Source organism: Pseudomonas sp. XS1P51 (assembly GCF_054897845.1).
The window spans coordinates 3,099,994-3,122,063 of sequence record NZ_CM142707.1; the positions used below are offsets into that span (position 1 = coordinate 3,099,994).

At 59.7% G+C, this 22,070-nt stretch carries 22 protein-coding genes; 13 read left to right on the plus strand and 9 right to left on the minus strand.

Annotation, left to right across the window (positions count from 1 at the left end; all coding sequences use genetic code 11):
* Nucleotides 1-26: 26 nt before the first annotated feature.
* Complete coding sequence (locus ACYZUD_RS14290) at nt 27-575, plus strand: RNA polymerase factor sigma-70 (RefSeq protein ID WP_010461205.1); 549 nt, start codon at nt 27-29, stop codon at nt 573-575.
* Between the two features lie 111 nt (nt 576-686).
* On the opposite strand, the gene ACYZUD_RS14295 is transcribed toward ACYZUD_RS14290, so the two are convergent.
* The 4 genes from ACYZUD_RS14295 to ACYZUD_RS14310 all read right to left on the minus strand — a co-directional run bounded on the left by ACYZUD_RS14295 (nt 687) and on the right by ACYZUD_RS14310 (nt 4,394).
* Nucleotides 687-1,700, minus strand: coding sequence for a GNAT family N-acetyltransferase (locus tag ACYZUD_RS14295; protein ID WP_462024581.1), 1,014 nt, complete (start codon nt 1,698-1,700; stop codon nt 687-689).
* 151 nt (nt 1,701-1,851) lie between these two features.
* Nucleotides 1,852-2,706 (minus strand): carbohydrate binding domain-containing protein, encoded by an 855-nt coding sequence (locus tag ACYZUD_RS14300; protein WP_462024582.1) that lies wholly within the window; start codon nt 2,704-2,706, stop codon nt 1,852-1,854.
* Nucleotides 2,707-2,880: 174 nt separating this feature from the next.
* Nucleotides 2,881-3,675 carry a substrate-binding periplasmic protein gene (locus ACYZUD_RS14305; RefSeq protein ID WP_462024583.1) on the minus strand — a complete coding sequence of 265 codons (795 nt, stop codon included), beginning with the start codon at nt 3,673-3,675 and terminating at the stop codon, nt 2,881-2,883.
* 92 nt (nt 3,676-3,767) lie between these two features.
* Nucleotides 3,768-4,394 (minus strand): TetR/AcrR family transcriptional regulator, encoded by a 627-nt coding sequence (locus ACYZUD_RS14310; protein ID WP_462024584.1) that lies wholly within the window; start codon nt 4,392-4,394, stop codon nt 3,768-3,770.
* 190 nt (nt 4,395-4,584) lie between these two features.
* Between ACYZUD_RS14310 and ACYZUD_RS14315 the strand changes: the two genes are divergently transcribed.
* The 8 genes from ACYZUD_RS14315 (at nt 4,585) to ppnP (ending at nt 13,932) form a co-directional block, all read left to right on the plus strand.
* Complete coding sequence (locus ACYZUD_RS14315) at nt 4,585-6,375, plus strand: acyclic terpene utilization AtuA family protein (protein WP_462024585.1); 1,791 nt, start codon at nt 4,585-4,587, stop codon at nt 6,373-6,375.
* A gap of 12 nt (nt 6,376-6,387) precedes the next feature.
* Nucleotides 6,388-7,257 (plus strand): SDR family oxidoreductase, encoded by an 870-nt coding sequence (locus ACYZUD_RS14320; protein WP_462024586.1) that lies wholly within the window; start codon nt 6,388-6,390, stop codon nt 7,255-7,257.
* Nucleotides 7,258-7,260: 3 nt separating this feature from the next.
* A complete protein-coding gene (gene atuC / locus ACYZUD_RS14325; RefSeq protein WP_462024587.1) occupies nt 7,261-8,877 on the plus strand; it encodes a geranyl-CoA carboxylase subunit beta in 1,617 nt (538 codons plus the stop codon).
* A 24-nt stretch (nt 8,878-8,901) separates the two neighbouring features.
* Nucleotides 8,902-10,059, plus strand: coding sequence for a citronellyl-CoA dehydrogenase (gene atuD / locus ACYZUD_RS14330; RefSeq protein WP_462024588.1), 1,158 nt, complete (start codon nt 8,902-8,904; stop codon nt 10,057-10,059).
* Nucleotides 10,056-10,853 (plus strand): enoyl-CoA hydratase/isomerase family protein, encoded by a 798-nt coding sequence (locus ACYZUD_RS14335; RefSeq protein WP_462024589.1) that lies wholly within the window; start codon nt 10,056-10,058, stop codon nt 10,851-10,853. Before atuD ends, ACYZUD_RS14335 begins: the two co-directional genes overlap by 4 nt.
* 149 nt (nt 10,854-11,002) lie before the next feature.
* The gene (locus tag ACYZUD_RS14340) at nt 11,003-12,964 is read left to right on the plus strand and encodes an acetyl/propionyl/methylcrotonyl-CoA carboxylase subunit alpha (protein WP_462024590.1); all 1,962 of its coding nucleotides are present in this window, start codon (nt 11,003-11,005) and stop codon (nt 12,962-12,964) included.
* A 71-nt stretch (nt 12,965-13,035) separates the two neighbouring features.
* Nucleotides 13,036-13,578, plus strand: coding sequence for a 3'-5' exonuclease (locus ACYZUD_RS14345; protein WP_462024591.1), 543 nt, complete (start codon nt 13,036-13,038; stop codon nt 13,576-13,578).
* A 69-nt stretch (nt 13,579-13,647) separates the two neighbouring features.
* Nucleotides 13,648-13,932, plus strand: a complete 285-nt coding sequence (gene ppnP / locus ACYZUD_RS14350; protein ID WP_010461229.1) for a pyrimidine/purine nucleoside phosphorylase — start codon at nt 13,648-13,650, stop codon at nt 13,930-13,932.
* Between the two features lie 71 nt (nt 13,933-14,003).
* Here ppnP and ACYZUD_RS14355 read toward each other — a convergent pair whose 3' ends face one another.
* Together ACYZUD_RS14355 and ACYZUD_RS14360 are read right to left on the minus strand one after the other, a co-directional pair.
* Nucleotides 14,004-14,810: an MOSC domain-containing protein gene (locus tag ACYZUD_RS14355; RefSeq protein ID WP_462024592.1), complete on the minus strand. Its 807-nt coding sequence runs from the start codon at nt 14,808-14,810 to the stop codon at nt 14,004-14,006.
* 203 nt (nt 14,811-15,013) lie between these two features.
* Nucleotides 15,014-15,949 carry a chemotaxis protein CheV gene (locus ACYZUD_RS14360; protein WP_462024593.1) on the minus strand — a complete coding sequence of 312 codons (936 nt, stop codon included), beginning with the start codon at nt 15,947-15,949 and terminating at the stop codon, nt 15,014-15,016.
* Nucleotides 15,950-16,411: 462 nt separating this feature from the next.
* Here ACYZUD_RS14360 and ACYZUD_RS14365 point away from each other — a divergent pair, with 462 nt between their 5' ends.
* The 3 genes from ACYZUD_RS14365 to ACYZUD_RS14375 all read left to right on the plus strand — a co-directional run bounded on the left by ACYZUD_RS14365 (nt 16,412) and on the right by ACYZUD_RS14375 (nt 18,776).
* Nucleotides 16,412-16,882 (plus strand): hypothetical protein, encoded by a 471-nt coding sequence (locus ACYZUD_RS14365; protein WP_462024595.1) that lies wholly within the window; start codon nt 16,412-16,414, stop codon nt 16,880-16,882.
* 344 nt (nt 16,883-17,226) lie between these two features.
* Nucleotides 17,227-18,120 (plus strand): sensor histidine kinase, encoded by an 894-nt coding sequence (locus tag ACYZUD_RS14370; RefSeq protein ID WP_462025042.1) that lies wholly within the window; start codon nt 17,227-17,229, stop codon nt 18,118-18,120.
* Nucleotides 18,117-18,776: a response regulator gene (locus ACYZUD_RS14375; protein ID WP_462024597.1), complete on the plus strand. Its 660-nt coding sequence runs from the start codon at nt 18,117-18,119 to the stop codon at nt 18,774-18,776. The genes ACYZUD_RS14370 and ACYZUD_RS14375 overlap by 4 nt, the downstream gene beginning before the upstream one ends.
* On the opposite strand, the gene yegS is transcribed toward ACYZUD_RS14375, so the two are convergent.
* Nucleotides 18,760-19,677, minus strand: coding sequence for a lipid kinase YegS (gene yegS / locus ACYZUD_RS14380; protein ID WP_462024599.1), 918 nt, complete (start codon nt 19,675-19,677; stop codon nt 18,760-18,762). The two genes, ACYZUD_RS14375 and yegS, sit on opposite strands and share 17 nt — an antisense overlap.
* 228 nt (nt 19,678-19,905) lie before the next feature.
* Between yegS and ACYZUD_RS14385 the strand changes: the two genes are divergently transcribed.
* The gene (locus ACYZUD_RS14385; protein ID WP_462024600.1) at nt 19,906-20,214 is read left to right on the plus strand and encodes a hypothetical protein; all 309 of its coding nucleotides are present in this window, start codon (nt 19,906-19,908) and stop codon (nt 20,212-20,214) included.
* Between the two features lie 52 nt (nt 20,215-20,266).
* On the opposite strand, the gene ACYZUD_RS14390 is transcribed toward ACYZUD_RS14385, so the two are convergent.
* Both ACYZUD_RS14390 and moaB read right to left on the minus strand, forming a co-directional pair.
* Complete coding sequence (locus tag ACYZUD_RS14390) at nt 20,267-21,493, minus strand: molybdopterin molybdotransferase MoeA (RefSeq protein WP_462024601.1); 1,227 nt, start codon at nt 21,491-21,493, stop codon at nt 20,267-20,269.
* Nucleotides 21,477-22,016, minus strand: coding sequence for a molybdenum cofactor biosynthesis protein B (moaB, locus tag ACYZUD_RS14395; RefSeq protein WP_462024602.1), 540 nt, complete (start codon nt 22,014-22,016; stop codon nt 21,477-21,479). Before moaB ends, ACYZUD_RS14390 begins: the two co-directional genes overlap by 17 nt.
* Between the last annotated feature and the right edge of the window lie 54 nt (nt 22,017-22,070).

Genomic DNA, 22,070 nt, shown 5'->3' on the forward strand with positions numbered 1-22,070 from the left:
AACCTATTTGCAGCAGGGTGATGTCCATGACGGAACAAGTGTCCACAAGCAGGTGCGATTCACCGCTACTTCAGGCATTCGTCGACAATCGACTGATTCTGGTCAAAATTGCAGCGCGTATTACCGGCTGCCGGTCACGCGCCGAAGACGTGGTGCAGGATGCATTCTTCCGGCTGCAATCGGCGCCGCAGATCACCTCATCCTTCAAGGCTCAGCTCAGCTATCTGTTCCAGATCGTGCGTAACCTGGCGATCGATCACTACCGCAAACAGGCGCTGGAGCAGAAGTACTCAGGCCCTGAAGAGGAGGGTCTGAACGTGGTGATTCAAGGCGCTTCGCCGGAAACCTCGCACATCAATTTCTCGACCCTGGAAAACATTGCCGATGCGCTGACGGAGCTGCCGAGCCGCACCCGTTACGCCTTCGAGATGTACCGCCTGCACGGCGTGCCGCAAAAGGACATCGCCAAGGAACTCGGTGTTTCGCCGACGCTGGTGAACTTCATGATTCGCGATGCGCTGGTGCACTGCCGCAAGGTGTCGGGCAATCGTGTGGATACCTTTGCCCGCCGCTGAAACCTTGCCGGTTTCATAAAAAAGATCGCAGCCTTCGGCAGCTCCTACAGGGTGTACGCAATCCCATGTAGGAGCTGCCGAAGGCTGCGATCTTTTAGTCTTAACGCAGCATCACGCCAACACACACCGATCAAAAAACCGCTCACGCCCCAACACCATCAACGCCGCGCGCTTGTGCGGGAAGTCGAACTCTTTCTCGCAATGAAAACGCTGATCCTGCATATACCCGATCATCTTTGCATTGTCGGCGCGAGGCTCGGCGACCACCCGCTGGGTGCGTGGATCATCCAGAAACAGGTAATGCGTCAGCGCCGATAACCAGCTTGCGACCTTGTACGGGCCACGGTGATTTTCCTCACCGACCAGCATATGAATACCGCGGTCGTAATCGCCGGCGTCATAGAACGGCGCGATGCGATCTTCCTTGGCCCAGTAGGCTTCGAAGTAGGCAAACGGCTGATCATCGAAACAGCCGATCAGCGTCAGGGTGTGGGGGTCGGCCTCGAGTTTTGTCAGGTACTCGCGATGCTGTTCGAGACTGCCCTCCTCCTGCCAGAAACTCGCGACCCGCGCACTGTTCTGCCAACGATTGAACCGTGCCAGGTCCAGATCGATGTCCACCGTACGCAGGGAAATCCACGCGCCCAGCCGCGCATCAAAACGCCGATAGACCTCGCCCCGCGGTTTCACCGGGCGCAACGGATGACGCTTGCCGCCACTGATGTCCATTTGCTGTGGATAACTGTCGGTCAGCGCCTGGCTCAGCCACGGCTGAGGCAACTGCCAGAACAGCGTGCGTTCGCAACGATACTGGCCGGCGGTTTCGGTGGGGATCAGCAACCCGCTGAGCAGGGCTTCGGTGGGGGCGTCATCGAGTTGCCAGGTCAAACGCTGGCAGGCCGGATCACGGGCAAACAGCCAATAACAGGCCACCCGGATAGCCTGATCGTCAGGTCGACCCAACGGTGCCTCGACCTGCACAAGCCACTCGGGCTCACGCATCAGACGCAGCGTGATCAGTGGCTGCGTTTCCAGGCTGAGACTCAAACGGCTTTGGGTTTCATCAGCTACAAGACGGCTTCCTGAGGGCAAGGCCAGGGCAGTCAGGTCATTCAGATTGGGCATGGGTCGGGCTCACGATAATCGTCGACAGTTCTACGATGAACGTGAGCCAGCGAGGGGAATTTAATGAAAACGACCGCGAGCACGAACTCCGTGCTCGCGACTGGCTGCAGGCAACCTGGTTCAGTCGCGATCCATTGTTGCTCTTGAGGCGCTAGATGGCCTTGAGCCAGATATCGTGGAAAGCATAGTCATTACCGTATCCGGTGCTGATTTTACTGGCGATAAGCAACTCCATTGTAGATTGGTCCGCGGTAAACGTGCCTTTGAGCTCCGTCCAATCCATGCTGGTAATTTCTTCGCTAGCCACCTCCTCCGTTGTCATGTCGGCCTTGAGTGCCATGAGTGCCAATTTCGGTATTGCGTGCTGTCCATCAGTCCTGCGCACAGTGATCCCGAACTCATAGATTCTATTGGCTTTAAGATCTGAAAAGGTTTTGCTCAACACCGTCCCCGCGGACCGGCCGGTATAAGTTCTATTTTGAAGCATGTAGAGGCCGCCGCCACTGGACCTGATGATCAGATCTCTTCCATCAGACGCCGCTGCCCCTCGCATCCAACCATTCCAGTTATCCGTCCCGTCCTCCGTACTGAACGTCGTTCTATCTTCGTAACCCTCCTGAATTTCAAGGCTCAGCGGCGGAAACAACGCCGGGCAAGCACATTCGCTTTCTTCCAGTACGGCCTGAAAAACAAACGTGAGATGACTGCGGTGTTCCAGCTCTTGCAATTGATCCCAACCAATACTTCGACACCAGCCAGCTTCCGCTTCTGCCTTGGTAACAGGCTCGGCGTCAACGACGCGCACCATCATTGTCGAGCCGTCGTGATTTTGCCCAGAGATATGCAAAGTGGTCGGCTGACCGACCGCAATAGCCCGCCAACGTGCCACCTCTACGGTAATGCCGGATGCCCCATCGGGCTTTTGCAGGGTAAGTAGCTTTCCGACTGCTTGCGCAACCAAGGGGCGTGGAAGGCGCGGAACAGGAATCAATTGGCGATTTGACATGACCGTTGTCCTTTCTGATGAGGCTCCCAACCCATCAAGGGCTTGGCATCGGAAAGTCATCTAACCGCAAGTTAATTCGAGCGTCTACTGTCAGATATGACAGTGTGATCATGGAAAATCCGGAAATACGACGAATGGACGACTGCCTCCCTCAAGGGACAAAAGCTGTAGCGGTCAATCCTGGAGAACCGGCACCACCGCGATCTTGTATGGATCGAAAATCTTCAGCATCTGGCCATTGTCCCGCAACCCTTGCAGCAAGTTGCCGAATGCCTCGCCACTGATGGGCGCCGTCGGACGCAGGATGGCGTAGTGGTGGTAGACCTGATCGACGCGCTCGGACACCAGCAGTTGATCGGCGACCTTCTCGTTGCGCAACAGGTAATCGCTCAGGTAAGAGCGCGTCACCAAGGCAATGTCTGCCCGCCCGCGCAGCACCATCAGCAGGTTGCTGTCATGGGAATAGGTCAGCGTGGCGTTGTAGTTTTGCGCGAGGAATTTCGGATCGGCATTGAAGTTGGCGAATTCGTAGTGATAGCCGCTGAACACTGCCAGTCGTTTGCCCGTGAGATCGGCAAAGTAGCTCTGCTGACGATCCGGCAGACGTTGCGCGACAAAAATCTCGGCGTCTTCCAGCCCCATGTCGACGCTGGTGTGAGGAATGTCCTTCCAGCCCCAATCCGGATTCTCGAAAATCGCCATGTCCACCCGGCCCTGCTTGAAGTCACCAAAGCGCCGGGGAATGGAGGTCGGCACGAGCACGAACTGATAGTCGCTTTGCAAGGCATTGAGCGCCTCGACCAACTGCGGCAGCAGGCCGGTGTCGGCACCGGTTTCCGGGCGCACGGTATAAGGCGGGAAGTGTGCGGCACCGACCCGCACCAGTTGCGCAGCCTGGGACGGCACCAGCCATAACGCCGCAAGCGATGCCAGCAAAAGCCGCGAGGCCGTCCGAATTGGCGAAGACATCAAAACAACCCACTCCCCAAAAAATGCGCTTCAATCCATTCAAACTAGGCGGTTTCGGCCACTTAGCCAGTTTCCTGCCGGCCAAGGCAAAACTATTGTTTCTCTTCCAGCACCAGAATCAACGCCTCATCGGCCAATTGATCGAGGCTCATGCTGCCACCGGCGCGAAACCAAGTGGTGGTCCAGGACAGCGCACCGGTCAGAAAACGCCGGGTGATGAACACGTCCCCGCGAATAAAACCGGCATCCTTGGCCTCGCCCAGCACCTGCAGCCACAGCTCTTCATAAATGTCACGCAGTGCCAGCACCCTGGTCTGCCCGTCCTCGGACAGCGAACGCCATTCATACACCAACACCGCCATGGCTTCACCGCTGCCGCCCATGATCGACTGCAATTCGCAGCGGATCAGCGCCAGCACCCGCTCGCGCACGTTGCCCGCTTCGGCCAGGGAAGCGCGCATTAACGCGGTGTTGTAGCGAATGGTCTCCTCCATCACCGCCCGCAGGATCTCGTCCTTGCTTTTGAAGTGATGAAAAATGCTGCCCGACTGAATCCCCACGGCGCCGGCCAGATCGCGCACGGTGGTGCGTTCATAACCTTTGTTGCGAAACAGGTGGGCCGCCACTTGCAGCAGTTTGCCGCGAGCGCTGTCCGGGTCGGTCAGTTGGCCGTTGTCGACCAAATCGCGCATCACCCTCAGGGCTTTTTGCTCGTCCACCCGTTCTCTCCTACAGTCGATCAATCAAATGCGCCGCTCATCGCCAAAACAGCGGGGTTGCGCGGGCAATTTAAGCTGGCAATGGCGACCAAGCAAGCGCTCGGGCAGAAGATATTTGAGCCATTTACAAACCAAGCGCTTGCTTGGTAGTCTCGATGCACTGCTGTCGGAGGTGGCTATGGAGTCGACTGTGCCCAAAACAATTCGCATCGGTTGCGCCAGCGCGTTCTGGGGCGACACCTCGACTGCCGCCGCGCAACTGGTGGAAGGCGGGCGACTGGACTATCTGGTGTTCGATTATCTGGCCGAAATCACTATGTCGATCATGGCCGGTGCGCGGATGAAAGATCCCCAGGCCGGCTACGCCAGCGACTTTGTCGAAGTCCTCGGCCCTCTGCTCACTCAGCTCGCCGAACAGCAAATCCGCGTCATCAGCAATGCCGGCGGGGTCAATCCACAGGCCTGCGCCGCCGCTCTGCAAGCGGCCTGCGACAAGGCCGGGGTGCCACTGAAGATTGCCGTGCTGCTGGGTGACGACCTGCAACCGCAGTTCAAGCAACTGAGCAGCAGCGGCATCCATGAAATGTTCAGCGGCGCGCCACTGCCGCCGATGTGCGTCTCGACCAACGCCTACCTCGGCGCACCGGGCATCGTCGAAGCCCTACGCCTGGGTGCGGACATTGTGATCACCGGGCGCGTGGTCGACAGCGCGGTGGTCAGCGCCGCGCTGGTCCATGAGTTCGGCTGGTCCTGGCACGACTACGACAAACTCGCCCAGGCCGCGTTGGCCGGTCATATCATCGAATGCGGCGCCCAGTGCACCGGCGGCAACTTCACCGATTGGCGCGACGTGCCCGACTACGAACACATCGGTTTTCCCATCGTCGAAGTCAGCGCCGACAGCCAGTTCATCGTCAGCAAACCCGACGGTTCCGGTGGCCTGGTCACGCCACTGACCGTCGGCGAGCAGATGCTCTATGAAATCGGCGACCCGCAGGCCTATCTGCTGCCCGATGTGGTCTGCGACTTCACCCAAGTCAAACTCGTGCAACAAGGCAAAAGCGCGGTTCAGGTGCACGGCGCCAAAGGCTTGCCGCCGACGGATCAGTACAAGGTCAGCGCAACGTACCCGGACGGTTTTCGTTGCACCGCCAGTTGCCTGATCGCGGGCATAGACGCGGTCGACAAGGCGCGTCGGGTCAGCGAAGCGATCATCAACAAGACCTCGGAGATTTTCCGCCAGCTCGGCTGGGCGCCCTACAGTGAAGTGAACGTCGAACTGCTCGGCAGCGAGGCCACGTACGGCCCGCACGGCCAGCGTCAGGACAGCCGCGAAGTGGTGATCAAACTCGCGGTGCGCCATCCGGGCAAACAGGCGTTGATCGTGTTCTCCCGGGAAATCGCCCAGGCCGCCACCGGCATGGCGCCGGGGCTGACCGGGATTGTCGGCGGACGGCCGACGGTGTATCCGCTGATCCGGCTGTTCTCGTTTCTCATCGACAAAACCGCCTGCTCGCTGGAAATTGATCTCAAGGGTCAGCGCCACCCCTGCGCCCTGCCCGCCCTCGATGTACTCGCCACCGCTGACTTGCCTGTACCGTTCGACCCGCCCAAACCCACCGGCCTGGCCGACGCCAGCGTGTCCCTGGTCAAACTCGCGGTCGCGCGCTCCGGTGACAAGGGCAACCACAGCAACATCGGCGTCATGGCCCGCGAGCCCGAGTACCTGCCGTGGATCGCCGAAGCCTTGACCCCGGAAGTGATCGTCGACTGGATGAGTCACGTGCTCGATCCAATCCATGGACGTGTCGAACGCTGGTACTTGCCCGCCACCCACAGCCTTAATTTTCTGCTGGAAAACGCCCTCGGTGGCGGTGGCGTGGCCAGCCTGCGAATCGATCCGCAAGGTAAAGCTTTCGCCCAGCAACTGCTGGAAATCCAGATTCCGGTGCCTCAAAGCATCGCCGAACAGGTCAACTAGAGGACTGCCGCCGTGGCCTACGATTCGATATTCAAAGCCGATCTGTTTGCTGGCCAAAACATTATCGTCACCGGTGGCGGCAGCGGTATCGGCCGGTGCACTGCCCACGAACTGGCGGCTCTCGGTGCCCATGTGCTGTTGGTCGGGCGCAAGGCCGACAAGCTCAAAAACGTCGCGGCCGAGATTGCCGAAGACGGCGGCAAGGCTGACTGGATGACCTGCGATATCCGCGAGGAAGAAGCCGTCAAGCATCTGGTCAGCGAGTTGATTCGCAAGCACGGCCCCATTCACGGCCTGGTCAACAATGCCGGCGGGCAATACCCGTCGCCGCTGGCCTCGATCAATCAGAAGGGTTTCGAAACCGTCATGCGCACCAACCTGGTGGGCGGTTTCCTGATGGCCCGGGAAGTGTTCAACCAATCCATGAGCCAACACGGCGGCGCCATCGTCAACATGCTCGCCGACATGTGGGGCGGCATGCCCGGCATGGGCCATTCGGGCGCGGCGCGCTCGGGCATGGACAATCTGACCAAGACCGCCGCGTTCGAATGGGGTTACGCCGGGGTCCGGGTCAACGCCGTGGCGCCGGGATGGGTCGCCTCCAGCGGCATGGACACGTACGAAGGCGCGTTCAAAGCGGTCATTCCAACCTTGCGCGAACACGTGCCGCTCAAGCGTATCGGCACCGAATCGGAAGTCAGCGCAGCGATCGTTTTCCTGCTCAGCCCGGCGGCGGCGTTTGTCAGCGGCAGCACCTTGCGCATCGACGGTGCGGCCAGCCTGGGCGGGCGCGCCTGGCCGATCCACAAGGTGCAGAACAGTGAGTCGTACAACGGCTTCCACCGGGCCTACTTGCCCGATGTGCTCAAGGACAAGGAATAAGTCATGCCGGTGATCCAGTCGCAAGTGGATCCGTTCAGCGAACAGTTCGCCCGCAATCGCGCGGCGATGCTGGTGGGTATCGAGCAAGTCCGCCAGCTTGAACAAAACCTGCTGAACAAGGCCGGCGAGGCCAAACCCAGGTTCGACAAGCGCGGGCAACTGCTACCCCGCGAACGCCTCAACCTGCTGCTGGACCCCGGCGCACCGTTCCTCGAACTGGCGAGCCTGGCCGGCTACAAACTGCACGACGACAAGGACGGCAGCTCGGCCGGTGGTGGTTTGATCGCCGGGATCGGTTATGTGTCCGGCGTGCGTGTACTGGTGGTGGCCAACAACAGCGCGATCAAGGGCGGAACCATTTCCCCCAGCGGCCTGAAAAAATCCCTGCGCCTGCAACAGATCGCCATGGAAAACAAACTGCCGGTGATCACCCTCGCCGAGAGTGGCGGCGCCAACCTTAATTATGCGGCGGAGATTTTCGTCGAAGGCGCGCGCAGCTTTGCCAATCAGGCCCGAATGTCGGCCATGGGCCTGCCGCAGATCACCGTGGTCCACGGTTCGGCCACGGCGGGCGGGGCTTATCAACCGGGGCTTTCGGATTACGTGGTGGTGGTGCGCGGCAAGGCCAAGCTGTTTCTCGCCGGCCCGCCCCTGCTCAAGGCTGCCACCGGTGAAGTGGCCACCGATGAAGAACTGGGTGGCGCCGAGATGCATGCGCAAACCGCCGGCACCGCCGAGTACCTGGCCGAAAACGATGCCGATGGCGTGCGTCAGGTGCGCGAGATTGTCAGCCTGTTGCCGTGGAACGATCAGTTGCCATGGTTACCCGAACGTCGCTGGGAAGAGCCGCTCTACCCCATCGACGAACTGCTGGGCCTGATCCCGGATGATCCGAAAAAACCCTACGACGTGCGCGAAATCATCGCCCGGATTGCCGACGGCTCGAACTTCCTCGAGTTCAAGCGCGAGTTCGATCAGCAAACCGTCTGCGGTCATTTACAGATTCAGGGCCGTGCCTGCGGCTTCATCGGCAACAACGGCCCGATCACGCCCAAGGGGGCGAGCAAGGCTGCGCAGTTCATCCAGCTTTGCGACCAGAGCCAGACGCCGCTGCTGTTTTTCCATAACACCACCGGGTTCATGGTCGGCACCGAATCGGAACAACAAGGCGTGATCAAGCATGGCGCGAAAATGATTCAAGCGGTGGCCAACGCTCGCGTGCCTAAACTGACGATTGTCGTCGGCGGCTCCTACGGTGCCGGCAACTACGCGATGTGCGGCCGCGGCCTCGACCCACGCTTCATCTTCGCCTGGCCCAACAGCCGCACCGCCGTCATGGGTGGCGCACAGGCCGGCAAGGTGCTGCGAATCGTCACCGAGGCCAAACAGCTCAAGGACGGTTTGGAACCCGATCCGAAAATGCTCGACATGCTGGAACAGGTCACCGCGCAGAAACTCGACAGCCAGTCCACCTCACTTTATGGCAGCGCCAATCTGTGGGACGACGGGTTGATCGACCCGCGGGATACCCGGACCTTGCTCGGGTACTTGCTGGATATTTGTCATGAGGCCGGGGTGCGGCCGCTGCAACCCAACAGTTTTGGTGTCGCCCGGTTCTAGGCCGGCCAGAGGAGAACAATAAAAATGATCTTCACCCAGGAACACGAAGCACTGCGTCGCACCGTCCGCCAATTCGTCGAGCACGAGATCAATCCGCACGTCGAGGAATGGGAAAAAGCCGGGCGCTTTCCGATCCACGACATCTTCCGCAAGGCCGGTGAACTCGGCCTGCTGGGGATTTCCAAACCGGAAAAATTCGGCGGCATGGGGCTCGACTACAGCTACTCGATCGTCGCCGCCGAAGAGTTCGGCACCATTCATTGCGGCGGCATTCCGATGTCCATCGGCGTGCAGACCGACATGTGCACCCCGGCCCTGGCCCGCTTCGGCTCCGATGAACTGCGCGAGGAGTTTCTGCGGCCGGCGATCACCGGCGAGCAAGTCGGCTGCATCGGCGTTTCCGAAGTCGGTGCCGGTTCTGACGTCGCAGGGCTGAAAACCACCGCGCGCAAGGACGGCGACGACTACGTGATCAACGGCAGCAAGATGTGGATCACCAATTCGCCGAGCGCCGATTTCATCTGCCTGCTGGCCAACACCTCGGACGATAAACCGCACATCAACAAATCGCTGATCATGGTGCCGATGAACAGCCCCGGCATCAGCCTCAGCTCGCACCTGGACAAGCTCGGCATGCGCAGCTCGGAAACCGCCCAGGTGTTTTTCGACAACGTGCGCGTGCCGCAACGCAACCGCATCGGCCACGAAGGCGCGGGGTTCATGATGCAGATGCTGCAATTTCAGGAGGAACGATTGTTCGGCGCAGCGAACATGATCAAGGGCCTGGAATATTGCATCGACAGCACCATCGAGTACTGCAAGGAACGCAAAACCTTCGGTAATGCGCTGATCGATAACCAGGTCATTCACTTTCGCCTCGCCGAATTGCAAACCGAAATCGAATGCCTGCGGGCGCTGGTCTATCAGGCCACCGAGCAATACATCAAAGGTCAGGACGTCACGCGTCTGGCGTCCATGGCCAAACTCAAGGCCGGGCGACTGGGCCGCGAAGTCAGCGACAGCTGCCTGCAATACTGGGGCGGCATGGGGTTCATGTGGGACAACCCGGTGGCCAGGGCTTACCGCGATGTGCGGCTGGTGTCGATCGGCGGCGGTGCCGACGAAATCATGCTGGGGATCATCTGCAAACTCATGGGCATCCTGCCGGGGAAAAAGAAATGACGACCCTGCCGGTTTGCCAGACCTTGCTGCTCGAACCACATAACGGTGTGTTGCACATCACCCTCAACCGTCCCGAAAGCCGCAATGCGATGAGTTTGCAGATGGTCGCCGAACTGCGCGCGGTGCTGGCGGCGGTGCGTGTTGACCGGGAGATTCGGGCGTTGGTGATCGGTGGTGCCGGCGGGCATTTCTGCGCCGGGGGCGACATCAAGGACATGGCCAATGCCCGCGCTCAAGGTCCGGGCGCCTATCGCGATTTGAATCGCGCATTCGGCGCGCTACTGCAAGAGGTGCAACACGCGCCGCAAGTGGTGATCACAGTGCTGCAAGGTGCGGTGCTCGGCGGTGGTTTGGGTCTGGCCTGCGTCAGCGATGTCGCCCTGGCCGATCATCAGGCGCAATTTGGTCTGCCGGAAACCAGCCTTGGTTTGCTGCCCGCACAGATCGCGCCGTTCGTGGTCCAGCGGATCGGCCTGACCCAGGCTCGCCGCCTCGCGCTGACGGCGGCGCGGTTCGATGGCACCCACGCGAAGCGGATCGGCCTGGTGCATTTTGTCGAACATGACGCACAAGCGCTGGCCGAGCGTCTCGATGAAATCCTGGCCCATGTGTTGTGCTGCGCCCCAGAGGCCAATGCGCGGACCAAAAAATTGTTGCTGGCGAGTGCGGGGCAACCATCGGATGCCTTGCTGGATGAGGCGGCCGAGTGGTTCAGCGAAGCGGTGACCGGGGCTGAAGGTGTCGAAGGGACCATGGCTTTCGTGCAGAAACGCAAACCGGGGTGGGCCTCTTAAAAGCATCGTCGGAACGCCGCCCGGAGCAAGCTCGCTCCCACAGGGATCCTCAGTGGTCATTCAATTCTGGACACACCAGAGATCCCTTGTGGGAGCGAGCCTGCTCGCGATGAGGCCATCACCTTCACCGCACAACTTGAGAGAAGCCCATGCCCGGACTCAAAAAAATCCTGATCGCCAACCGCGGTGAAATCGCCTGCCGCATCCAGCGCACGGCCCAGGCCCTGGGCTATCGCACGGTCGCCGTATTCAGCGACGCCGACGCCGACGCCCTGCATGTGCACATGGCCGACGAAGCCGTAAACATCGGCCCCGCCCCGGTGCAGCAGTCTTACCTGAACATCCCGGCGATCATCGACGCGGCGCGGCGCACGGGTGCCGATGCGATCCACCCCGGTTACGGTTTCCTCTCGGAAAACGCCGGGTTCGCCCTCGCCTGCCAACACGCTGGCATCACCTTCATCGGCCCCAGCCCCGAAGCCATCAAATTGATGGGCAGCAAACGCCTGTCGAAAATCGCCATGATCAACGTCGGGGTGCCGTGCATCAAAGGCTATCAGGGCGCCGAACAGGACGACGCGACCCTGAGCCGCGAAGCCGAACGCATCGGCTACCCGCTGATGATCAAGGCCAGTGCCGGCGGTGGCGGGCGCGGCATGCGTCTGGTGCACGACGCGGGTGACTTGCTGGAACAGCTCCGCACCGCCCGCTCCGAAGCCCTGCACGGGTTTGGCAGTGACGAGCTGATCCTCGAACAGGCGCTGATCGATCCGCGCCATGTCGAGGTTCAGCTGTTCGGTGACCAGCAGGGCAACCTGATCTACCTCGGGGAGCGCGACTGTTCCGTCCAGCGCCGCCACCAGAAAGTCATCGAAGAAGCCCCCTGCCCGGTCATGACCGTCGAACTGCGCCAGGCCATGGGCGAAGCCGCGCTCAAGGCGGGACGCGCGGTGAATTACGTCGGCGCGGGCACCGTTGAGTTCCTGCTGGATGCACGCGGGCAGTTTTACTTTCTGGAGATGAACACCCGACTGCAAGTGGAACACCCGGTGACCGAACTGATCACCGGCCTCGATCTCGTGGCCTGGCAGTTGAGCGTCGCCGAAGGACTGCCGCTGCCGTTGCGACAGGAGCAAGTGCAACTCAACGGTCACGCCATGGAAGTGCGCTTGTATGCCGAAGACCCGTCGCAGGGCTTTCTGCCGCAAACCGGGCGGATCGCAATCTGGGAGCCAGCGTTGCAAAGCGGCGTGCGAATCGACCATGGCCTGATCGAAGGCCAGAACATCAGCCCGTTTTATGACCCGCTGCTGGGCAAGATCATCGCCCACGGCGCCACCCGCGAAGAGGCCCGGCGCAAGTTGCTGCGCGCGGTGCAGGACAGCGTGCTGCTGGGCGTACAGAGCAATCAGCACCTGCTCGCCAGCCTGCTGGAACACCCGCAGTTCATCAGTGGCGAGTTCAGTACCGGGTTTATTCCGACGTATTTTGCCGACCATGGCTGCCTGCATCCCCACGTGCCCAGCACAGAAGAACTGGCGATTGCCGCGGCACTGTTCTATCAGGCGTCGGCACAGGTTCATCTCGCCCCGCTGGCCGGTTGGCGCAACAATGCCAGCGTACCGCTGCACTATCGCATCGGCGTGGAAGATCAGGATTGGCCGGTGAAGTTGAACGCTGTGCCTGGCGAACCGTACCGGATACAAGTCGCCACCCGGGCCCTTGAACTGAAGATCATCCAGTGCGACGCACGCTCCGCCACCCTGGAAATCGACGGTATTCGCCAACGCCATGCCTACCGCATCGAATCCGGCCAGCTCCACCTGTTCACTCGGCCCGGCAGCCTGAAACTGATTGATCGGACCCAGGCGTTGGTCAGCAGTCAGGCCAGCGTCAGCTCCGGCACGCTCAAGGCGCCGATGGACGGGGCGATCGTCGACGTGCTGGTCACTGAAGGCAGCCCGGTCAGTAAAGGCCAGCTGTTGGTGGTGCTGGAGGCCATGAAGATGGAGCATCCGCTCAAAGCGGGCATCGACGGAGTGCTCAAGCGCTTGCAGGTCAGGGTCGGCGATCAGGTGAAAAATCGTCAGATTTTGTTGGAGGTCGAATAAGCCGCTAGGCGGATCCGTCGGGTTTGGCTACGCTCAAGGCCTATCAGGACGCGGATACCAGGAACCCTGCGATGCCTCACTGGCTGGTCATTGATCTGGAAGCCACCACCGATGAGGGTGGTTGGCCAGTAACGGAAATGGAAATCATCGAAATCGGCGCCACCCTGGTGGACCGCAAGGGGCGAGAACTGGATAGCTTCCAGCGCTTCGTGCGCCCGACGCGTCGGCCTCTGCTGACGCCGTTTTGCCGGGAACTGACCCACATCACCCAAGCCAACATCGATACGGCACAGCCGCTGAACGAAGTCTGGCCATCGTTCGAGCGCTGGCTCGGCGAACATCATTCACGCCTGGAAGGCTGGGCCAGTTGGGGCGATTACGACCGCAAACAACTGCTTCAGGAATGGCAGCGCTTGCAACTCGACAGCGCCCTGAGCCGGGTGCCGCACATGAACCTCAAGCAGCGCTTTGCCAAGGCCCGTCGCCTGGAACGCCCGCTGGGGCTCAATGGCGCCCTGCAACTGGCGGGCATGCAGTTCACCGGGCAGCAACACCGGGCGCTGGAAGATGCGCGCAATACGGCCCGTCTGCTGCCACTGGTTCTCCCCCTCTAGAGAGGTGACGGCGCCAAAGGCCTTGTGCATACTGGCCGGCCCTTTTCAGTCCTTTTCGAGGAATCGCCCATGTTTAAAGTCAACGAGTACTTCGACGGTACCGTCAAGTCGATCGCCTTCGGCACCGCAGAAGGTCCGGCGACCATCGGCGTCATGGCTCCGGGCGAATATGAATTCGGCACCAGCCAGCGTGAAATCATGCACGTGGTGACCGGCGCCCTGACCGTCAAACTGCCTGACAGCACCGACTGGGAAACCTTCGCCGCCGGCAGCCAGTTCAACGTACCCGCCAACAGCAAATTCCAGCTGAAAGTGGCCGTCGACACTGCTTACCTGTGCGAATACCGCGGCTAACCCCCCGGGTTTTCACAGCGACAAAAAAATGCCCGTGTCCTTGGACACGGGCATTTTTCATTCAGGGTCGTTTATTCGAGGATCGTGACCGGCATACCCACTTCAAGCTGGCCATTGCCGTCGTTGACCAGATTCTGGCCGAACATCGCACCGTCTTCCTGAGCACGGTATTTCTGCAAGGTCGCCAAGGGTTCGCGATCTTCGCTGCGTTCGCCGGTTTGCGGGTCGATGGTGGTCAGAATGCAACGTGAGCAGGACTTGACCACCCGGAACTCGACATCGCCGATGCGGAGGCGCTTCCAGCCATCCTCGGCATACGCCTCGCTGCCCTCGATCACCAGATTCGGCCGAAAGCGCAGCATTTCCAGCGGACGCCCGACGCGTTGCGACAAATCTTCCAGAGACGCCTGACCGATCAGCAACAGCGGAAAGCCATCGGCGAACGCCACTTGATCGTCGTCCTTGCCGTAGCCGGCCTGGGTGGTTCGTGCACGATCAAGCGGCACTTGCACCAGGCGCGTCGGTTTACCGATGAACTCACTGACCCAGGCAGCCGCTTCGTCACCCGCATCGGGCACGCGCAACGTATCGCGCCAGATGGTCACACCACGCAACTCAGCATCGCTGGCCGGCAAGGCGATATCGATCGGTGAGCGGCCCGGGGCGCTGAGGGTCAAGCCGCCGTCGGCATTCCACAACGCCGACAGCTGACTCATCTGCGCCACCGCTCGCTGGGTCAGGAAGCGCCCGCTGGCCTCGTCCACCAGCATCCAGCGTCGATCCCCATCCAGACCGAGCTTGTCGAGGCTGACCTGTTGCAGGGTCTCACCCTTGCCGGATTTCAACGGATAACGATAAAGCGCGCTCAGACGCAGCATGGCCAGCTCCCTGGTGGGCAAAAAACGCCACCCTATACGAGCTTGATCACCGAATCAAAGACGAAAAATGCGTCTCTGCGTACCTTGTGGGAGCGAGCCTGCTCGCGAAAGCGCAATGACAGTCGACATAGGTTGCATGTAAAACCGCCTTCGCGATCAGGCTCGCTCCCACAGGTTGACCGTGGGTAGCGTTTGAATCGCTATCAGGCAGGCACTTCATCGAGCATCAGGCGTTGGCGCACCACGTCGACGAGTTTGTCCGGCTGGAATTTGGAGAGGAAGTTGTCGCAACCGACCTTCTTGACCATCGAGTCGTTGAAGCTGCCGGACAAGGAGGTGTGCAGCACCACATACAGGCTGCGCAAACGCGGGTCGTTACGGATTTCGGTGGTCAGGCGATAGCCGTCCATTTCCGGCATTTCCGCGTCGGTGAACACCATCAGCAGTTTGTCGGTCATGTTCACGCCGGTATCGGCCCAGGCCTTGAGCATGTTCAGCGCTTTCAAGCCGTCGCTGGCGATGTGCATCTTCACGCCCAACTGACCGAGTGTGTCGCGCAATTGCGCCAGGGCCACGTTCGAGTCGTCCACCAGCAGCACTTCCCGGCCACGGGCACGCTCCAGGATCGGGTCGTCGAGTTTGTCGCGGGACACCTTGGCGTTGTACGGGACGATTTCGGCCAGGACTTTTTCAACGTCGATGATTTCCACCAACTGATCGTCGACCTTGCTGATGGCGGTCAGGTAGTGCTGACGACCGGCACTGGTCGGCGGCGGCAGAATGGCTTCCCAGTTCATGTTGACGATGCGGTCCACACCGCCTACCAGGAACGCCTGCACCGAACGATTGTATTCGGTGACGATGATCGTACTGGTAGGGCTTGGAACCAACGGACGCATGCCGATGGCCTGGGACAGGTCGATGACCGGCAGCGTCTGGCCGCGCAGGTTAACCACGCCGCAAACAAACGGATGGCGCTGGGGCATCAGGGTCAACTTCGGCAGTTGCAGCACTTCCTGCACCTTGAAGACGTTGATCGCGAACAATTGCCGTCCGGCCAGTCGGAACATGAGAATTTCCAGGCGATTCTCACCCACCAGTTGCGTGCGTTGGTCTACCGTGTCGAGAATGCCGGCCATCAATGACTCCTGGGCTTGTTCTGATGAATTCACTAAAGAGGGTTATCGGCTGTTTTTGCCGGATCTTGACCCCTATACAAAATGCCACGATCAGGCATTGATGTCACATTAACATCATGCTTTACTGACGCCGTTGATTCATCTGCTTCATTCCCTGCGGCGCGACACCAGTTCGCTCGTAAGGTTCCCCTGCGTAAGGGATTCCCCTAGTAACAATCAGGCCCAACCTGATATTCGCAATATCCAATAGCCATTAATGTGACGCCATTCTCATTGCATGAACGGAGTCAGGCTTTTGTGTGCGATCGCAGGTCAGTGGCCATCCACCCTCTCGAGTTCCCCAGCCTGCCACCCGGCCGGCCGGAGCGCGATCTCACGACGGCACGGCAACGCCGGGACTCTAATCGTCCTCGCCGACACACACGACATTCCCTCATTTGACATGACGTTGTGGAGATAAGCATGCCGAACGACCGTAAAGAGTGGACCAAGCGGCTGCCGGAATTTCTTGTCGAGGCTGAAACACTCCTGGCCAAATCCGAGGAATGCCTGAGTCATCTGCAACTGATCAGCAATGACAAGGACGCCATCGACTGCATGTTGAGCACCCTCCTCAAACTGGCCAGCAAGGCCGACGCCCTCGCACTGGCAGCCGTTTCGGAGTTTTCGTTGCACATTCATGGCTTGCTCAGCCATGCCCAGAACCACATTGACCTGCACGACCAGGCCCTGGGTGCACTCAAAGACTGCTTCACCTTGATGGCCTGGCAACTCGAACTCATCGATCAGACCACCGGCCAACTGAGCCTCGATGACAGTGAACAGACATCCCTGATCGAAGCCTTTGCGTTTCAGGTCGGGCAGAGTCAGTTTCAGCCACCGGTTAATTCCAAACCGTTCACGCTCGTTTCCCTCTCCGAACGGCAAGCTTAAATTTACTGATAACTAGGCTTTGCTCTCCGTATTCCTATTGCCATGACGCCATGTCTGTAACTTGAGCGCGCTCGTGTCGCAATTGAATATTTCATACCAGTCAACGACAGCCCGATACAAATAACTATTCCTTCGCCAAACTTTTTTCCATTGTGGAACTGCCGTCCAGAAACTTTATTTCCCGACTGTACAGACATATATACCAAACGCGACCAACGGTATCTTAAGTGGTATTATGCCGACCATTAGTTGACGTCAATTAATGGCAGAGTGACTCCAGACAGAGACCCGTCAGTCAATATGACCGGTCTGCCCGCAGCGAACATCCATTGGCTCCATCCGCTATGTACGCCAGCCTCAAGTCAATCACCATGTGGCCACCTTCCCGAGAAAACGCTCGCCGGTTCACGCTTTTGCTGTGTACCTGCTCGGCGCTTGGCAGCCTGCTGGTCTACGCCCTGTCCACTCACCTGCCGCTAAGTCTGCTGGTGCTCAATATTGCAGCGCTGATTTGCGTCTGCGTGCAGCATTGCCTCTCACGCAAGTCGATAAAGTTTGAGCCTCAAGAACTGGCCGACCGATTGTTGAAGGTTCAGGAAAACGAACGTCACCGACTCAGTCGAGAATTGCATGACGATATCGGCCAGTTACTGACCGCGGCAAAACTTCAAAGTGAATGGCTCAAGCGCCGAATGCCCGAAGAGCTGCAGGAGCAGTGTTCCGCGCTCTGCGACACACTGGATGAAACCCTGGCCAAAGTTCGTGATGTATCGGCCATTCTGAATCCCAGGCAGCTGACCAGTCTTGGGCTGGAAGCCAGTCTGCGCGCGCATTTGCTCAAGACTCTGGGCAATACGCCAGTGCACTGGAGCCTGGAATGCCATTCACGCTTGACCGGAATTCCGGAAGAAATGGCCGTCGCCGCCTTTCGAATCACCCAGGAAGCGGTGACCAATATACTGCGCCATGCCGAAGCGAAAAATCTGTTGGTCCGCCTGCAACGACTGCCCCAGGGCCTGTCGCTGTTGATCAGCGACGACGGTCTGGGTTTCGCACCCGCGACAAATCCGGGTCGTGAGGGGCAACGCGGAATGGCCGGGATGTCGGAACGGATCGATCAGTTGGGCGGCACGCTGAGCGTTACCAGCGAACCGGGCAAAGGCACTCAAATCGAAGCTCTCTTCCCCTGGGCGCCTCGTGCGCTTGAACGGGCCAGTACGAATAAGGTTATGCGTTGACTTGTAACTTACTTCTAGTGGATGACCACTCGCTGATCAGGGCTGGCGTGCGCGCCCTGGTGCTGGATATTCCCGGTTATGCGGTAATCGGTGAGGCCAATGACGGCTCGCAATTACTCGAGATGGTCGAGCGGCTGGCCCCGGACATTGTGCTGCTGGATATTTCCATGAAGGAAACCGGCGGCCTTGAAGCCCTGCAGCGACTCAAGCGAATACGCCCGCAGAGCAAGGTGCTGATCCTGTCGATGCACACCGACCCTGCACTCATCATGCAGGCACTGGAATCCGGCGCCCATGGCTACCTGCTCAAGGACACCACGGCCACCGAACTCGAACATGCCCTGGATGCCTTGCGCAATAACGAGCGCTACCTGAGCCCGGCCATTGCCCATACCGTCATCAACCAGGCGCTGATCCGCACCCAGAAACACCAGCCGGAACCAGCGGACTCGCATAACCTGACGGCACGACAGCTGGAAATCCTTCGGCTGATCGTTCGTGGAAAATCCACCCGGGAAATCGCCAACGGCCTGGGCCTGAGCATCAAGACAGTCGAAACCCATCGCTCGCAGATCATGAAGCGCCTGCAGATCTACGACGTGGCAGGCCTGGTGCTGTTTGCCGTGCGCGAGCAGATCATCAGCCTGGATGATTAGCCGGTGTAGAGCCGCTCAGCAGCGGTGAGTTTTCGGGCAAATGCACGCGCAGTGCCGCCGGGCGCGCCGAGAATCGCAGGCTGTCGCCCTCCAGCGGTTCGCCATCAAGATTGATGTAAAGGCCTTCCGAGACCTTGATCTCGACCCATGGCAGGCGGGCACGCACAAACATGTTGTCGATACCGAAACCATCGGCCAGCAGGCTTTTCAACGTACCCACCACTTCCTGCGGTGCAGGCAGAATGCTGATATCCAGCAGACCATCGTCAGCCAGTGCCTGCGGGCACAACACGTGACCACCGCCCGCTTGCCGGCCATTGCCGATTCCCAGCGCCAGCAGCTCGCCACTCCACTGAAAATCCGGGCCATGCAACTCTCCATAGGCCGCATGCAACTCACTGAAGCGTGATAAACCGGTGAACAGGTACGCCGCGCCCCCGAGAGCTTTTTTCAAATCTTCAGAGGTGTTGGCCGTGACCTGGCTGCCAAAACCGCCCGTGGCCATGTTCAGGAACACCTGCCCGCCGACTTCACCCAGATCAATGGCTTTGGGCTTGACGTCCAGCAGATCCAGTGCCTGTTCGGGTTCCAGAGGTACGCCAGCGGCGCGAGCGAAGTCATTGGCGGTCCCCAGGGGCATCAGCACCAGACTGGCCTGCGTCGAATGCGCCGCCATGGCCTCGGCAATATCTCGCAAGGTGCCATCACCGCCACCCGCAATGATCTGCCTGTAGCCTGCCGCCAGTGCTTCATCCACCAGCCGCTGTGCGTCGCCGGCCTCCCAGGTCAGTCGAACGGCCAACTCCCAACCCTGCGCACGTTTGCCCGCGACGGCCGCACGGACCTCCTCGTTGAGCGCCTGCTTGCCATGCAGAATCAACAGCGCCTTGCGTTCGCTCATTGTGGTCGCTCCCATTAATGAATTCCGTACGGGATATGTGGACCGCGTCCCACCCCATAAAAGTCGCAAGAAGTTGATTTATTTCAAGTCGTAGGTCCTGGGTCCTACAAAGCGGGATTTTTTCTTACAAAACATGAGGAATCGGCTCAATTGACCCATCAGTGTGATTGGTAGACCTTTGCATCTGCGGTCTATCAGTCATCAGCAGGAAATACACAGGGACGTGCCATGCAAAGCCATGACATCAGATTACCGGTCACTCCGGTCGCACCGCTCGCAGAAAGGCGGGCCAATCATCAAGCCGAATTCGAAAACAGCGCAAAACCCAGCGGAGAAGTTGAAATGGAACCTCGCGTCGTTGAACTGGAGACACACCTCAAATACATCCGAAGAGACATGGATGAAGTCCGTGGCGACGTCAAATCCATCAAGCACAGGCTTGCCTATTCAGCCGGTGGGGCCGCCGTGATCCTCGGGCTCCTCGGTTGGGTCGCCAATAGCCGCTTCGACCAGGTCGTGTCACTCCTGACTCATTGAGGTGTCATGAACGCAAAACCCGGTTCGATCAACCGGGTTTGCGTAGCTGCCATCAGTTCAGTACTTCGCTCAACGGGATGAAGCTCACCCAGTCACCTTCGATCAGCGTGCGGCCCTCCAGCACTTCAACCAGACCATCGGCCCAGGCGGCGCTACGCAGTACACCAGAGCTCTGATTCTTGTAGATGATTGCCTGGCCGTTCTCCAGACGCCCACGCAAGTACTCGCGCCGATTACCAGCCTTGGGCCAGGCAAACCCCGCGGGCACCTGAAACTTCAGGGGCTCAACCTCTTTTACGCCCTGACGGCGCATGAGATAAGGCCTTGCCAACAAGGCAAAGGTCACCAGGGTCGACGCCGGGTTGCCGGGCAAACCAATCACCGGTACGCCGCGAAAATGTCCGAAGGTCAGGGGCTTACCGGGTTTGATGGCGAGTTTCCACAACGTCAACTCGCCCTCTTCGCGCAAGGCAACACCCAGAAAGTCAGCCTCTCCCACCGATACGCCACCGGTCGAGAGGATCAAGTCGACATCCTTCAATTCACCCAGGCGAGCGCGAGTGGTTGCCAGGTCATCCGCAAGAATACCGGCGTCGATCACCTCACAGCCCAAGCGCTGCAACCAGCTGCAGAGCAACACTCGATTGCTGTTATAGATCTGCCCTGGCCCCAGCGCCTGACCCGGTTCAATCAACTCATCGCCGGTGGAAAGAACCGCAACGCGAACCTTGCGAATCACGTCCAGCTCTGCGCATCCCAGTGATGCCGCCAGCCCCTGCTCGATCGGACCCAGGCGCGTGCCGGCAGGCAGAATCAGTTCACCGACGGTGGCTTCCTGGCCTTGTGGACGGATGTTTTGCCCTGAGGTCATGGTTTCGGTGAAACGGACTCTTTCATCCGCCTGGACTTCGGCGTTCTCCTGCATCTCGACGCAATCGGCATTTGCTGGAACAGGTGCGCCGGTGAAGATTCGTGCACAGGTGCCGGGCTTCAAGGGTTCTGGAGCTTTACCTGCAAAAATCTTCTGGCTGACCACCAACGGCTCTCCCGTCCAGTCGGCCATGCGCAAGGCATAACCGTCCATGGCACTGTTGGGCCAGGGCGACAGATCAAGCGTCGAAACCAGGTCATCGGCCAGTACGCGGCCCTGAACCTGCGCCAACGGCAAGCGTTCACGCTCACGAATCGGTGTGGCTTCGGCCATTTCCAGCAAGCGCGCCAGCGCCACCTCGACAGCCATCAGACTGCCAGTCTTGCCTGGCTTACCCGCGGGATTCACAGGGTGCCGCCTGTTTCAAATGAGGAACGAAATTGCACGGGCGGTGCCGCGAATCCAGCTGTTCGGCAAGAATACCGTCCCAACCGGTGCGCACAGCGTTGGTCGAACCCGGCAAGCAGCAAACCAGCGTGCCATTGGCCAGGCCGGCCAGGGCGCGGGATTGAACAGTGGAGGTGCCGATATCCGCTACCGATATTTGCCGGAACAGCTCACCAAAACCATCGACCTGCTTGTCCAGCAGGCAGCTCACGGCTTCCGGCGTGCTGTCGCGCCCAGTGAAACCGGTGCCGCCAGTGATCAACACCACCTGCACCACATCGTCGGCAATCCAGTTGGCGACTTGCGCGCGAATTTTGTAGAGGTCATCTTTGAGTAACACCCGGGCAGCCAGGTTGTGGCCGGCAGCGATCAAGCGGTCGACGAAGACCTGGCCTGAAGTATCGGTTTCCAGGGTACGGGTATCGCTGACCGTCAGCACCGCGATGTTGAGCGGCGCGAAAGGTACATCAGCCTTGGCTTTCATAGGCTCGTCCAGTTGTAGGAGAAACAGCCCGGTGTTATATCACAGCGCCCCATT

Bases quoted from the DNA above. Each gene is read 5' to 3' on its own strand.
- ACYZUD_RS14290 (WP_010461205.1), top strand. From the start codon at position 27: ATGACGGAACAAGTGTCCACAAGCAGGTGCGATTCACCGCTACTTCAG.
- ACYZUD_RS14295 (WP_462024581.1), bottom strand. From the start codon at position 1,700: ATGCCCAATCTGAATGACCTGACTGCCCTGGCCTTGCCCTCAGGAAGC.
- ACYZUD_RS14300 (WP_462024582.1), bottom strand. From the start codon at position 2,706: ATGTCAAATCGCCAATTGATTCCTGTTCCGCGCCTTCCACGCCCCTTG.
- ACYZUD_RS14305 (WP_462024583.1), bottom strand. From the start codon at position 3,675: ATGTCTTCGCCAATTCGGACGGCCTCGCGGCTTTTGCTGGCATCGCTT.
- atuC (WP_462024587.1), top strand. From the start codon at position 7,261: ATGCCGGTGATCCAGTCGCAAGTGGATCCGTTCAGCGAACAGTTCGCC.
- atuD (WP_462024588.1), top strand. From the start codon at position 8,902: ATGATCTTCACCCAGGAACACGAAGCACTGCGTCGCACCGTCCGCCAA.
- ACYZUD_RS14335 (WP_462024589.1), top strand. From the start codon at position 10,056: ATGACGACCCTGCCGGTTTGCCAGACCTTGCTGCTCGAACCACATAAC.
- ACYZUD_RS14340 (WP_462024590.1), top strand. From the start codon at position 11,003: ATGCCCGGACTCAAAAAAATCCTGATCGCCAACCGCGGTGAAATCGCC.
- ACYZUD_RS14345 (WP_462024591.1), top strand. From the start codon at position 13,036: ATGCCTCACTGGCTGGTCATTGATCTGGAAGCCACCACCGATGAGGGT.
- ppnP (WP_010461229.1), top strand. From the start codon at position 13,648: ATGTTTAAAGTCAACGAGTACTTCGACGGTACCGTCAAGTCGATCGCC.
- ACYZUD_RS14355 (WP_462024592.1), bottom strand. From the start codon at position 14,810: ATGCTGCGTCTGAGCGCGCTTTATCGTTATCCGTTGAAATCCGGCAAG.
- ACYZUD_RS14360 (WP_462024593.1), bottom strand. From the start codon at position 15,949: ATGGCCGGCATTCTCGACACGGTAGACCAACGCACGCAACTGGTGGGT.
- ACYZUD_RS14365 (WP_462024595.1), top strand. From the start codon at position 16,412: ATGCCGAACGACCGTAAAGAGTGGACCAAGCGGCTGCCGGAATTTCTT.
- ACYZUD_RS14370 (WP_462025042.1), top strand. From the start codon at position 17,227: ATGTACGCCAGCCTCAAGTCAATCACCATGTGGCCACCTTCCCGAGAA.
- yegS (WP_462024599.1), bottom strand. From the start codon at position 19,677: ATGAGCGAACGCAAGGCGCTGTTGATTCTGCATGGCAAGCAGGCGCTC.
- ACYZUD_RS14385 (WP_462024600.1), top strand. From the start codon at position 19,906: ATGCAAAGCCATGACATCAGATTACCGGTCACTCCGGTCGCACCGCTC.
- moaB (WP_462024602.1), bottom strand. From the start codon at position 22,016: ATGAAAGCCAAGGCTGATGTACCTTTCGCGCCGCTCAACATCGCGGTG.